The sequence below is a fragment of the Planomonospora parontospora genome (genome assembly GCA_014647935.1).
Classification (GTDB): Bacteria; Actinomycetota; Actinomycetes; order Streptosporangiales; family Streptosporangiaceae; genus Planomonospora; species Planomonospora parontospora.
This window is the reverse complement of sequence record BMQD01000017.1, coordinates 55629-68627: the sequence shown is the minus strand read 5'-3', so window position 1 is coordinate 68627 and position 12999 is coordinate 55629. Positions and strand designations below refer to the sequence as shown.

Genomic DNA, 12999 nt, shown 5'->3' with positions numbered 1-12999 from the left:
CGTCATGTCATCTCTTCTCGCCCATTGGATGATCCATCCAACCTAAGATCGTCCGATGTGACGGCCTACGGACTTCCCCCCGCGCTGACCCTGGAGCCCTCCGACCCGGTCGAGCTCGGCCCCTACCGCATCGCCGGCCGACTCGGCAGGGGCGGCATGGGCACGGTCTACCTCGCCGAGGGCCCGTCGGGACCGGTGGCGATCAAGGTGATCAACCGGCACCTGGCCGCGAACCCGGAGTTCGCGGCGCGGTTCCGGAGCGAGGTGGCCGCCGCGCGCAGGGTCAGCCGGTTCTGCACCGCCCCGGTGCTGGACGCCCGGCTGGAGGGCGAGCCGCTCTGGGTGGTCACCGAGTACGTCGCGGGGCCCGACCTCGCCCGCCTGCTGCGCGACCAGGGCCCGCTGACCGGGTCCAACCTGGAGGCGCTGGCAGTCGGGGTGGCGACCGCCCTCAGCGCGATCCACGACGCGGGCGTGGTGCACCGCGACCTCAAGCCCGCCAACGTGCTGCTCTCCCCGCTCGGCCCGCGGGTGATCGACTTCGGCATCGCCCGCGCCCTGGACGCGGGCAGGGGGCAGACCGTCACCGGCACGCTCCTCGGCACCCCGGAGTACATGGCGCCGGAGCTGGTCTCCGAGAGCAAGGCGGGCCCGCCCGCCGACGTCTTCGCCTGGGGCTGCGTGGTGGCCGCCGCCGCGACCGGCTCCTCGCCGTTCGCCTCCAGGACCGTGCCGGAGGCGCTCTACCGGGTGGTCCACGACACACCGGACCTGAGCGCCCTCGACGAGGGACTGCGCGGCCTGGTCGGGGCGGCCCTGGACAAGGACCCCGCGGCCCGGCCGACGGCCCGGGAACTGCTGTCCGGACTGGTCGGGCGGGAGGAGGCCCGGGACACCGCCCGGGTGGCGGGCACGGTCCGGCTCGACCTGTCCGGCCTGGCCGGGCCGACCGCCCGGGCGGTCGCCGGGCAGGAACCCGCGAAGCGGACCCGGCTCCCGCGCCGGCCGTACCTGGTGGGCGGGGCGGTGGCCGGGGCGCTGCTGCTGGGGGCGGCCGGGGTGCTCGGCGTCCGGATGCTCGCGCAGGGGCCGCCGGAGAGCACCGACGTGCTGTACCGGGACGACTTCGGCGACGACAAGTCCGGCTGGTACAACGGCGACGGCACCCGCGTCGACACCCTGCACGGCTACACCGGGGACGGGCGCTTCACCATGGCCACGGACCCCTCGAAGGACTACCGGGAGAACAAAGCGCCGGTCAACGCCGAGGCTCCGGAGCGCGTGCTGGTCAGCGTCAAGGCCGACCTCGCCGACGGGTACCCCTACGGCGCGTGGAGCGGGGTCTTCTGCCAGTACGCGCCCGACGAGACCTACTTCTCCTACTTCGCCGAGGTCAGCCCCGGCGGGCGGGCGCGCATCCGCAGGAGCACCTTCGAGAGCGCCTGGGACCTGACCGCCGACGTCCCGATCCCCGGGTTCAAGAAGAACGGGTCGGTGCTGCGGCTGGAGTGCGAGCGGAGCGACGGCCGGATCCGGGTGGCGTTCTGGGTGGACGACCACCTGGTGGACGGCGTGGTCGACACGGACGTGGCGAAGGCGAACGGCAAGCCCCTGTTCGGGATCCACGTCAGGAAGACCGGCGGCGACCCCCAACCCCGCGTGTACTTCGACGACTTCAGCATCGGCCGCCTGTCCTGACCGGCGCGCTTCCCCGAACGGGCGCACGCGCGCAAGATCGCGGCCAGAATATGACCATGGTCGACGTGAAGCGGGCGGCGGAGCGCGGGCGCGAGGTCTCCTCGCGGATCTCGGAGGAAGGGGCGGGCTGGGACTGCGTGGAGATCGGAGAGTTCGCCAGGCTGCGACCGCCGGGCGCGGAGTCGTTCTCCTGGCTGAACCCGCGCACGCTCTGGCGCTCGCGCAACGAGATCCTCGCCGCGCTGTTCGGCGACCCGTCGGGGCAGGTCCGGACGCGCTGGACGGCGGCGCAGCGGGCGCGGGGCGCCGACCTCTCCCTCCGGATCCCGCTGGAGGTGGGGGAGGAGTTCTCCTTCCTGCTCCTCGGCGACACCGGCGAGGGCGACGCCTCGCAGTACGCCGTGGTGCCCGGCATGCTCCGGATCGGCGAGAGCACCGACTTCGCGGTCATCGCCAGCGACGTGGTCTACCCCACCGGCGCCGGCGACGAGTACGACGACAAGTTCTTCCGCCCCTACCAGGACTACCGGGCGCCGATCTACGCGATCCCCGGCAACCACGACTGGTACGACGGGCTCGGCGGCTTCATGCGCGTCTTCTGCGACGCCCCGGCGCTGGAGGCGCGGCGGGAGGGGTTCCGGCTCTCGCCCTCCGGGCTGCGCGGGCTGCTCTGGCGCAGGCCGGAGCCGATCGACGAGGAGCGGCTGGCCCGCGCCCGCGAGCGCCGCTCCGCCCCCGAGCAGCGGGCCGTGCAGCCGGGGCCGTACTGGGTGCTGGAGGCCCCGGGCCTGCTCATCGTGGGGGTGGACACCGGGATCACCGGCACGATCGACCGGGAGCAGGCCGACTGGCTCCGGCAGGTCTCGCTGGACCCGCGCCCCAAGGTGCTGGTCACCGGCAAGCCCATCTACGTCCGCAACGAGTACAAGCCGTCGAAGCTGGAGGGCGGCGGCACGATCGACGACATCGTGACCGACCCCCGGCACAACTACGTCGCCGCCATCGGCGGGGACGTGCACAACTACCAGCGCTTCCCGGTCGAGGTCGGCGACCGGACGATCCAGTACGTCGTGGCGGGCGGCTCGGGGGCGTTCACGCACGCCACCCACACCATCCCCAGGGTCACGGTCGGCGGCGTGCACGAGGACGACTACAAGTGCTACCCGCTGCGCGGCGACTCGCTCTCGTTCTACAGCAAGCTCTACAGCGAGCGGCTGCGCATGCGCTGGCTCTACCTCACGCCGGACGAGGCCGTGTGCCTGATGTCCCAGCGGATCGGCAACACCCCGCCGCGGCCGATCGGCGGGGTGCGGATCACCCGGCGGATGCGGTGGGCGGCGCGGCTGCTCGGCTCCTGGCCGCTGCCGCTCCGGCTGCCCGTGGGCAAGGTCTTCCACCGCTACCTGTCGGAACTGTCCGACTGGGACACCCCGCCGTTCTTCAAGAGCTTCCTGCACGTCTCGGTGACTCCGCAGGCCCTGCGGATCCGCTGCTTCGCCGCCACCGGCTGCCTGCCCCAGGAGATCGAACCCCCGCTCGAAGACGAGGTCCTCATCCCGCTCGCCTGATCGAAACCGTCGGTGGCGCGTGACACGCTGGGGGCATGAACGTCGTGGTCGTGCCGGGGGCCGACGGGTCCGGCCTGCTCCGCCGGGCGGGGGAGGAGACCGAGGCCGTCGCGGACCTGGCGGCGGCCGTGCGGGAGCTGGAGACGCGGGCGGGGAACGGGCCCGCCGGGGACCCGGCCGCCGGGGGAGACGGGCGCGGCGCGGGACGGAGCGAGGACGGCGCGGGGCCGGGCGGTCGCGGCGCGGGGCGCGGCGGAGCGGGCGGCGGGGCCGGGCGCTGGGTCTGGGCCGACACGCGGGAGGTCTACCCGGCGCTGCTGGAGCGCGGGGTGCGGCTCGCGCGCTGCCACGACCTCGTGCTGACCGAGGGCCTGCTCCTGGCGCACGAGGGCCGGTACGGCGAGCCCCGGTCGGTCCGGGCGGCGCACGCCCGGCTGCACGGCCTGCCGGTGCCCGACGACCACGAGCAGGACCACGCGGGCCACCACGGGCCCGGGGCGCGGCAGGCCGTCCTGTTCGAGGAGGAGCGGCCGCCCCCGCCGGACGCCGGGCTGGTCGCCGAGGTCCACGCCGACCAGCTCCGGCGGATCGAGGCGACGGCCGACCCGCGCCGGTTCCGGCTGCTGGTCGCGGCCGAGTCGGCGGGAGCGCTGATCGCCGCGGAGATGGCCCACGACGGCATGCCCTGGCGGCGGGACCTGCACGACGCGCTGCTGGCCGAGATGCTCGGCCCGCGCCCGGTGCACGGTATGCGCCCGCCCAGGCTCCAGGCCCTGGCCGACGAGGTGACGGCCGTGTTCGGCACGTCGTTCAACCCCGACTCCGTCCAGCAGATCGTCAAGGCGTTCAAGGCCGCCGGCACGCCGGTCTCCTCGGCCAGGGCGCACGAGCTCAAAAAGATCGACCATCCCGGCGTCGCGCCCCTGCTGGCCTACCGGGAGTTGGCCAGGTTCCACAGCTTCCACGGCTGGGCCTGGGCCGACCAGTGGGTCCGCGACGACCGCTTCCGCCCGGAGTACGTCGTGGGCGGCGTGGTGACCGGTCGGTGGGCGACCAGCGGAGGCGGCGCACTGCAGATCCACAAGGCCATGCGCAGGGTCGTGGTGGCCGACGAGGGCTGGACGCTGGTCGTCGCCGACGCCGCCCAGCTGGAGCCCAGGGTGCTGGCCGCGATGGCCGGGGACCGGGGCCTGGCCAGGGCGGCGGGGCAGGCGGACCTGTACCACGCGCTCGCCCGGGCGTTCGGCGGCGAGCGCGACCACGCCAAGATCGCCATGCTCTCGGCGATGTACGGCGGGACCAGCGGGGACGCCCCCAAGCTGCTGGCCGTGATGCGCCAGCGCTTCCCCGAGGCCTACCGGTTCGTGGAGGACGCCGCCCGCGCGGGGGAGGAGGGCCGGCTGGTCCGCTCCTGGCTGGGCCGCACCTGCCCGCCGCCCTCGGCCCGCTGGCGCGAACTGGTCTCCGGGCCGGAGGGGAGCCGGGCGGCCCGCGACCGGGGCCGGTTCACCCGCAACTTCGTGGTCCAGGCGACGGCCGCCGAGTGGGCGCTGGCCCTGATGGCCGTGCTGCGCGGGCTGCTGCCCGACCCGGCCCGGCTGGTCTTCTTCCAGCACGACGAGGTGATGGTGCACTGCCCGCAGGAGCTGGCCGGCGAGGTGGCCGAGGCGGTCGGCCGGGCCGCGGAGGAGGCGACCCGCCTGCTGTTCGGCCCGACCCCCGTGCGCTTCCCGATGGAGGCCGTCGCCGTGCGCTGCTACGCCGACGCCAAGTGACGGGATCCGGCGGGCGGAGGCGGGAGCCGGGTGCGGCGGGCGAGGACCGGGGCGCGGGAGCCGGATGCGGCGGCGCGGGGCGGCGGTTCAGCGGCGGGCGAGGGCCAGCCAGGCGCCGGTGGCGGTGACCAGGGCCGCCACGGCCGTGCCGAGCACGCCGTAGGACAGAGCCTGCACGATCACTCCGGCGACGACCGTGCCGGCCGCGCCGCAGACGTTCATCACCAGGTCGGACAGTCCCTGCACGGCGGGGCGCCGGGCCAGCGGGACGGCGTCGGTGAGCATCGCCGAGCCGGAGACCAGGCCGCAGGACCAGCCGACTCCGAGCAGGACCAGCCCGGCGGTCACCCGGGGGACGTCGTGCTCGCCCGCCGTACCGGCCAGGACGGACGCGGCGAGCAGCAGGGCCATGCCGAGCACGAGCACCCGGACCCGGCCGATCCGGTCGGCGAGCCAGCCGACCACGGGGGAGAGCAGGTACATGCCCGCGATGTGCAGGCTGATCACCAGGCCGATGACCGAGACGGAGGCCCCGTGGTGGTCGAGGTGGACCGGGGTCATGGACATGATCGAGACCATGGCGGTGTGGCTGACCGCGATCGCGGCCATCGCCCGCAGTGCCACCGGGGAGTCGAGCAGCGTCCGCCAGGCGGTGCGCAGGGTCCCCGCGGGCTTCACCGCCGCCACCGTCTCCACGGCGGGCGAGGAGGGCGCGGCGGCGGGCGAGGTGACGGGTGCGGTGGGGCCGCCGTGGGCGGGGCCGGCCGGCGTGGCCGCGGCGGACGGGGGGACCGGGCCGGTGCTGGCGGAGGCCGTGGCGCCCGGGGCGGTTCCGGTGCTCCGCGCGGACGCGGCGAGCGAGCGCGCCAGGACCAGCGGGTCCGGGCGGAGGCCCGCGGTCAGGATGCCCAGGGCGAGCAGGAAGCCCAGCAGGGCGAGCACGAACGGGCCGGCGCCCGGGGCCAGGCCGAGCCGCTGGCCGATCTGGTCGGCCGGTTCGGCGAGGTTGGGGCCGGCGACCGAGCCCACGGTGGCCGCCCAGACCACCCAGGACAGGTGCCGGGCGGAGTGCCCGGCGGGCGACAGGTCCGTGGCCGAGTAGCGCGAGGCCAGGTTGCCCGCGCTGCCGCCGCCGAACAGCACCAGCCCGGCCAGGAGCAGGGGCCACGACCCGGCGGTGACGGCGATGACGGAGATCAGGCAGCCGAGCGCCGCGCAGCCGTAGGCCAGGGTCAGTCCCGTCCGCCGTCCGCCCCGGCCCGAGGCCTTGGCGGTCGGCAGGGCGAGCAGCGCGGCGCCGAGCACGCCCGCGGTGCCCGCCAGCCCGCCGAGCGCCTCGGAGCCGGAGAGCCTGGCGACCAGCACCGAGCTGAGGGTGAAGCTCACGGCGACGCCCATGCCGCTGGTGATCTGCGCCGCGGTCAGGACGCCCAGCGTCCGCCGCTGGACGGCGGCGACCCGATCCGGGCCCGGAGGGGAGATGTCAGGACTCAAGGGGGTTGTCGTCACGAGTGAAGTCTGTCATCACTCGTGACGATCCCCCCAGCGGATATTCCGCGCCCCGTGCGTCCCGGGACCGCGGGCTCCGGGGGCCCGGCCTCAGGCCCCCGGGTCGAAGGTGGCGAAGAAGGCGTCCATCATCCCGGCGCTCTTCTCCCAGTCGATGTCCTTGACGACGATCGCGATCTGGTAGGCGCTGTCGGCGCCGACCACGACGTACCGGGTCCGCCCGTGCATCGGCACGATGCCGTCCGGCAGGACGTAGGTGTACTCCCAGTCGGCGGCCTTCCAGCCGTCGTAGGAGACCGGGGTCACGCCGACCTCGATGTACTCGTCCAGCCCGGACCTGTCGAGCTTGCCGAGCGCGGCCACCGGGTCGGCCACGGGCACCTGGGTGACGACGATGCTCTGTGCGCCGCTCTTCGGCCCGGAGAAGACGACGGCGCCGTCGTCGCGCTCCTTCACCGTCCAGTTCTCCGGTACGGCGCCGGCGATCCCGCCCGCGCTCAGCCGCTTGAACCCCTCGGGGACCTCACCGGTCCTGCGGCTCTGCCCGCCGTCGGCGGGGGCGGAGACCGAGGCGGACGAGGTGCGCTCCCGCACGGGGCCGGAGCCGTCACCGGACGTCAGTACGAACAGCCCGGCCGCCACCACGGCGAGCACGCCGGCCCCGCCCACGGCCAGCAGTCGCGGGGTGGGCCGCCCGTCGCGCATCCAGCCGCCCTCGGAGGACGCCCTGCGGCGCGAGGTCCTGCGCCCCTCGGCCCGCTCGCGCCGGTCGGCGGTCTCCGGCCGGCCCGGCCGTTCCCGGACGGCCGCCTCGGTCCGCCCGCGGGCGGACCGGTCCCCGGCCGGGGCGCCGGGGACCGGGACCTCGCCGGAGAAGCTGGACAGCGCGTCGAAGGAGGTGTCGAAGAAGGCGTCCCCGGGGGAGGTCCCCGGCGGCCGGCTCAGCTCGGCGGAGGTGCTGCGCAGCGCGTCGTAGCCGCGCCGGGTCCCGCCGGACATGCTGTCCAGCGAGGTGAACGGCGCGATGGTGACGTTCAGCGGGGCGGGCTGCCCGGGGTCGCCCGTCGGCCCGGTGGAGTACGCCCCGGACGGGCCGGAGAGCGGGTCGCGCCCCGGCCCGCCGCCCGGGGCGTCCTGCTGCGGGTCGTACGGCACGCGCACCGGCCCCGAGGGGGTCTCGATGATCCGCGAGGGCATCGGCCCCGAGGGCGGGTCCAGCGGCGGCATGAGGTGCATCGGCATGGAGTTGCCCGGCACCGGCATCGCGGCGGGCACCTGGCCGCTGGGGCCCCGGTCGGGGGTGTTGGAGCCGTGGCTGCGCAGGACCTGCTCCAGCAGGTCCGAGACCTGGGCGGCGGACATGCGGTCGGCGGGGTTCTTGCGGAGCAGGCCCTCGATGACGCCGGCCAACGCCCCGGCCCGCTGCGGCCGCACGGGGTCCTGGGTGAGGATCGCGCCGAGCACGGCCACCGCATCGGGCCCCTCGTACGGGGGGCGGCCCTCGACCGCGGCGTACAGCGTGGCGCCGAAGGCCCACAGGTCGCCGGCCTGCGTGATCGGCTGGCCGGAGAGGCGCTCCGGCGGGATGTAGGCCGGCGAACCCATCAGCAGGCCGGTCTGGGTGATGGTGACATCGCCCTCCAGGGCGGCGATGCCGAAGTCGGTGAGGATCACGCGGTCGGAGGTGAGCAGCACGTTGCCGGGCTTGACGTCGCGGTGCAGGATCCCCGAGGCGTGGGCGTGGCGCAGCGCGTCGAGCACCCGGATGCCGATCTCGGCGGCCTGGGCCACCGGCAGCGGCCCGCTCTCCCGCACGGCCTGCTCCAGGGACCAGGCGCGGACGAGCTCCATCACGATCCAGGGGCGCCCGTCCTCCTCGACGACGTCGTGGACGGTCACGATCCCCGGATGGCTGAGCCGGGCCGCCGAGCGGGCCTCGCGCATCATGCGCCGGTGCGCCACCTGCTTGCCCGCGTGGTCCAGCCCGTAGGGGAGGATCAGCTCCTTGACCGCTACGTCCCGGTCGAGCAGCACGTCGTGGGCGTGCCAGACCATGCCCATGCCGCCGCGGCCCACCGGCGACAGCAGACGGTAGCGCCTGCCGATCAGTCTGTCCTGTCCCGCCTGGCCGGTCGGTGCGGTTCCGGTGATGTTCGCGACCTCCGGTCCAGGGGGTACCTTGCCGATCAGACGGTCCGCCGACATACCCCGCCCCCAGGTCCAAGCCCATTTGTGAGGTTGGACACGATATCCGGATTGTATTCGGTAATGGAAGTTGGGGGTGAAGAAAGGACTTCGCGGCATTTGTCGAGCAAGATCGGTCCGCGGTGTGACCGGCCCGTCGACCGGCTTTGGACCGGCTTTGGACCGGCGGTGAATCCGCGGTGAACCGGGGCGGCACCGATCCCGGACCCGCTCCGGAATGGCGGGGGCGCGATGGCGGACGGACGCGGCTGGACCCTCGCCGGGGAACCGGCGGGCCAACGGGAACGGCGGCTTATCGGATCGGCGCCTCCCGCGCCAGGGCCGTCAGCGCCGCGGTGAAGGCCGAGGCGGGAGGGCTCACCAGGCCCGCGCCGACCTGGCCGGTGCCCGCCACCCGGCCCGCGATGCCGGTGTTGACCGTCGGCAGCAGGCCGGTCCTCGCCACCAGCGTCACGTCCACGCCGACCGGCGTGCCCCGGAACCCCAGGCCGGGGATCTGGTAGGCAGGGTGCTCGGCGAGGGTGATCTCGTACATCGACCGGGTGGCCGCCGCCGCCTCCGCCACGTCGCCGCCGACGAACCTGACGATCGCCGGGGCCGCCGCCATCGCGAAGCCGCCCAGCCCGGCCGTCTCGGTGATCGTGGAGTCGCCGATGTCGGGGTTGGCGTCCGCCGGGCCGTACGCGCCGAGGTAGAGCCCGTCCGGCACGCCCGCCGGGCCGGTGAACCAGCGGTCGCCGAGCCCGGAGACCTGCACGCCGAAGTCGGTGCCGTTGCGGGCCATCGCGACGACCAGCGTCGAGCCGGGCACGTCCCTGGCCGCGTCGGCGCTCACCTTGCAGGCGGCCATGCCCGCGTTGAGGAAGAAGTGGTCGTTGCCGCCCGCGAAGCGCAGCACCTCGGCCGCGCGGCCGCCGGCGGCCTCCACCAGCGCGGGCGCCAGCTCGCGGACCAGCAGCGAGGTCGCGGCCCGGTTGCGGTTGTGCAGTTCGTCGCCCATCTGCAGGGCCTGCGCGATCAGCGACCGCAGGTCCAGCGGCCCGGTCAGCTCCAGGGCCGCGGCCAGCGCCGGGCCGAGCACCTCGCCCATCCAGCGCAGCCGCCCGATCACCTCGGAACCGTAGGCGCCGTAGCGCAGCACTCTGCCGAGCCCCTCGTTGAGCGAGCAGTAGGCGGTGCCGCCGTGCTCGGCGTCGCGCACCTCGAACATCCACATGGACGGGCTCACCACCCCGGCCATCGGACCCACCGCGCGGTGGTGGTGGCAGGGCTCCAGCCGTACCCGCCCGGCGGCCAGCAGTTCCTCCGCCTCCCCGGCGTCGCCGGCCAGCCCCTCCAGCAGCACCGCCCCGATCAGCGCGCCGCGCATCGGCCCCGAGGCGCGCTCCCACCCGATCGGCGGACCGGCGTGCAGGAACGTGCCCGGCGGCAGGTCCAGCACCTCGCCGGCCGGCCGCACCCCGGCCAGCAGGGGCCGTGCGGACGTCAGCCTGTCCACCGCCCGGGCGTTGGCGGCGGCCCTGCGCGGGTCGGCCAGCACCCGCGCCAGGTCGTCCTCGGTGCCGGACAGCGGCGGCCGCCAGTCCACGGCCGTGCGCGGTACGGCCTGCGCGTCCAGCGCCTCGCCGAGCACCGCGGCCCCGGCCGTGATCACGTGCGGCTCGCCGGAGAGCATCGGCAGGCTCATCGGGCACCTCCGGTCAGGCGGGCCGCGTGCCGGGCGGCGAGGGCGTTGGAGGCGAACACGTCCGCTCCCGCCGCGCACAGCGCCCCGGCCTGGGCGGCCAGTCCCTGCGGGTCGCCCCCGGAGCCGACCAGCGCGACGGTCACGGACACGCCGCGCGCGACGGCGGCGGCGACGGCGGGCGCGAGCCGCCCGGCGGGATCGGGGTCGGCGCCGTGGCCGAGCACCACGTCGAGCAGGACCGCGTCGCCGGGGGGCACCGCGGCCAGGGCCTCCAGGCGGAGCGCCGGATCGATCATCGGGTGGGCGCGGCCCCGGGTGTAGGCGTCGTCGCCGTAGTCGGTGAAGCCGCCGGTCCCGGCGACCAGGGCCGCCTCCGTGCAGAGCGTGCCGCCCGAGTAGATCCCGTGCAGCACCCGCGCCCGCCCGGTCGCCGCGGCGCCGTCCGCCATGCCGCCGTCCGAGACCGCGCCGGCTGAGGCCCCGTTCGCCCCGCCGTCCGGGACCGGCCCGGAGCGCGCGGCGTCGCCCGCGGCGGGCGCGTGCGGCCCGGCGGCGGGCCAGGACGGCCACTCGGGGACCTTCACCCCCAGCGCGCGCAGCACGTCCTCGGCGGCCGAGGTCAGGTCGTCCGGCCCGTGACTGGACGCCCGGCCGGGGAAAGCGGTCACCACCGGGGTGGCGAGCCCGCCGGCCGCCTGCCGGACGGCCTCCGCCACCTCCGCGTCCGGGGGCTTGGAGACCAGCACGATCAGCTCGGTCGCGGGGTCGGCGTCGAGCGACTCCAGGGCGCGGAGTGTGGACAGGCCGCCCACCCGCGCCGACAGGTCGCGCCCGCCGACGCCGAGTACGTGGCTCACCCCCACGCCCGCCAGGTCCAGCAGGCACGCCACCTGCTGCGCGCCGGTCCCCGAGGCGGCCACGATCCCGACCGGCCCGGGCCGGAGCACGTTGGCGAACCCGAGGCCGGTCCCGCCGACCACGGCGGTGCCGCAGTCCGGCCCCATGACCAGCACGCCGCGCTCGGCGGCCCGCCGCTTGAGCAGCACCTCCTGCTCCACCGGGACGTTGTCGCTGAAGACCATCACCGACAGCCCGGCCTCCACCGCGTCCATCGCCTCGGCGAACGCGTACGGCCCCGGGACGGAGACCAGCGCCAGCGTCGCGGCCCCGCTCGCGGCCCGGACGGCGGCGCGCACGGTGCGCGGCGGCTCCTCGCCCCCGGTCGCGCCCCCGGCCCGGGCGGCGAGTGCCGCCAGGAGCCCGTCGACCTCGGCGGCGGCCCGCTCGGCCGCGTCCCCGTCGGCGGCCCGCAGCGCCACCAGCAGGTCGGTGGGCCCGGCGGCGGGGAGTTCGAAGCCCAGCTCGGCGGCGATGTCGAGGTTGAGCCCGGTGGCCATGGCCACCACCGCGACCTCCACCCCGGGCAGGGCGGCCGCGGCCCGGCTGACCCGCATCAGGCTCACCGAATCGTGATAGATCCCGGTACGCACCCGCACCAGATCGGTGCCCGGCCGTTCAGCTCCCACCCGCTCCCACCTTCGAGATCGACCGGCCCGCGCGGTCCGCGAGGCAGAGGACGGCGGCGAGCCCGATGCGCAGTCCCCAGGCCAGGTCGGCGCCGGAGGTGTGGCCGAGCCAGAGCAGCCGGCCCAGCGTGGGCTGCAGAGGCTGGCGCCCGGTCAACGCGCGCAGGACGGCCAGCACCTCGCCGCTGGCCTCGCCCCGCGCCGCGCAGTGCAGCAGCGTCGCCGAGATGGGCGTGGTCCTGCCGCGGGCGTCGAAAGTGACCGCGGCGGCCAGCCAGTCGGCCAGCCAGACCGCCCGCTCCACCCCGGCGGCCGCTCCCAGGTGGCGCAGCGCCACCAGCAGCCCGGCGAGCATGTCGTCGCCGCTCGGGGTGAGGCCGGGACCCAGCCCGATGAGCTGCTCGGCGGCGGTGAGGCTGCGCAGCAGCGAGGCCTCCGCGCAACCGTCGGCCAGCAGCTCCGCGGCTCCGCTGCCCTCCAGCCCCGGGCGCCGGGGGGAGGCGTCGCACAGCTCGGCCAGCAGGGGCAGCGCGCGCGCCAGCCGTACCGGGTCGGCCGGGCCGAGCGGCGGAGCCGGGTCCCACCAGCGGCGGACCCGCAGGCCGAGCCGCCCGAGCTCGATCGAGCCGTCCCCCACCCAGGCCTCGCCGCCCACCGCGACGCGCGGCACGGGATCGGCGACGACCATCGCGTTGGGCAGCCGGACGGCGTCCCCGTTGACCACCGCGATCACGTGCGGTTCGAGCTCCGCGCGCACCTCCAGGTAGACCCCGGCGGGAAACGCCGCCAGCACCCGCGCCGGGCGGCGGGGCGACTCCAGCAGCGGCCGCAGCGCCGTGCTGGCCGCGCCGGTCGCGTACGTCCGCGCCGGGATCCGCCGCGCCCCCGGGCGCGTTCCAACGGTCATCGGGCCTCCCCATCCACGAGCCCGACGCTAGAGCGGAGCCAGATCACCCCGTACGGAGAAAGCTGCCAACAGTCCGCGGAAAGGTTGGCTCTTCCTGACAGACGGCCCTATCGGCCACAATCAC

8 protein-coding genes are annotated in these 12999 nt (G+C 75.7%); 3 read left to right on the top strand and 5 right to left on the bottom strand.

Annotated features, from left to right (window positions below):
• The first annotated feature begins 57 nt into the window (after positions 1-57).
• From IEZ07_RS35940 to IEZ07_RS24775, 3 genes are read left to right on the top strand one after another with little or no spacing between them, the layout of a single operon-like run.
• Positions 58-1698, top strand: coding sequence for a serine/threonine-protein kinase (locus tag IEZ07_RS35940; protein ID WP_239320403.1), 1641 nt, complete (start codon positions 58-60; stop codon positions 1696-1698).
• Positions 1699-1754: 56 nt separating this feature from the next.
• Positions 1755-3266: a metallophosphoesterase family protein gene (locus IEZ07_RS24780; RefSeq protein ID WP_191896949.1), complete on the top strand. Its 1512-nt coding sequence runs from the start codon at positions 1755-1757 to the stop codon at positions 3264-3266.
• A gap of 35 nt (positions 3267-3301) precedes the next feature.
• Positions 3302-5041 (top strand): bifunctional 3'-5' exonuclease/DNA polymerase, encoded by a 1740-nt coding sequence (locus tag IEZ07_RS24775; protein ID WP_239320401.1) that lies wholly within the window; start codon positions 3302-3304, stop codon positions 5039-5041.
• Positions 5042-5128: 87 nt separating this feature from the next.
• Here IEZ07_RS24775 and IEZ07_RS24770 read toward each other — a convergent pair whose 3' ends face one another.
• The 5 genes from IEZ07_RS24770 to IEZ07_RS24750 all read right to left on the bottom strand — a co-directional run bounded on the left by IEZ07_RS24770 (position 5129) and on the right by IEZ07_RS24750 (position 12875).
• Complete coding sequence (locus tag IEZ07_RS24770; protein WP_239320399.1) at positions 5129-6550, bottom strand: MFS transporter; 1422 nt, start codon at positions 6548-6550, stop codon at positions 5129-5131.
• A gap of 90 nt (positions 6551-6640) precedes the next feature.
• Positions 6641-8755: a serine/threonine-protein kinase gene (locus tag IEZ07_RS35935; RefSeq protein WP_204054535.1), complete on the bottom strand. Its 2115-nt coding sequence runs from the start codon at positions 8753-8755 to the stop codon at positions 6641-6643.
• 292 nt (positions 8756-9047) lie between these two features.
• Entirely contained in the window at positions 9048-10442 is a 1395-nt protein-coding gene (locus IEZ07_RS24760) for a YlbE family protein (RefSeq protein ID WP_191896948.1), read from the bottom strand.
• Positions 10439-11968 (bottom strand): AllF/FdrA family protein, encoded by a 1530-nt coding sequence (locus IEZ07_RS24755; RefSeq protein ID WP_301549347.1) that lies wholly within the window; start codon positions 11966-11968, stop codon positions 10439-10441. The genes IEZ07_RS24760 and IEZ07_RS24755 overlap by 4 nt, the downstream gene beginning before the upstream one ends.
• The gene (locus IEZ07_RS24750; protein ID WP_191896947.1) at positions 11958-12875 is read right to left on the bottom strand and encodes an oxamate carbamoyltransferase subunit AllH family protein; all 918 of its coding nucleotides are present in this window, start codon (positions 12873-12875) and stop codon (positions 11958-11960) included. Before IEZ07_RS24750 ends, IEZ07_RS24755 begins: the two co-directional genes overlap by 11 nt.
• Between the last annotated feature and the right edge of the window lie 124 nt (positions 12876-12999).

What these genes read in the sequence shown, in the direction of transcription:
- IEZ07_RS24750 (WP_191896947.1), bottom strand. Translation starts at nt 12,875, where the DNA reads ATGACCGTTGGAACGCGCCCGGGGGCGCGGCGGATCCCGGCGCGGACG.
- IEZ07_RS24760 (WP_191896948.1), bottom strand. Translation starts at nt 10,442, where the DNA reads ATGAGCCTGCCGATGCTCTCCGGCGAGCCGCACGTGATCACGGCCGGG.
- IEZ07_RS35935 (WP_204054535.1), bottom strand. Translation starts at nt 8,755, where the DNA reads ATGTCGGCGGACCGTCTGATCGGCAAGGTACCCCCTGGACCGGAGGTC.
- IEZ07_RS24780 (WP_191896949.1), top strand. Translation starts at nt 1,755, where the DNA reads ATGGTCGACGTGAAGCGGGCGGCGGAGCGCGGGCGCGAGGTCTCCTCG.
- IEZ07_RS24775 (WP_239320401.1), top strand. Translation starts at nt 3,302, where the DNA reads ATGAACGTCGTGGTCGTGCCGGGGGCCGACGGGTCCGGCCTGCTCCGC.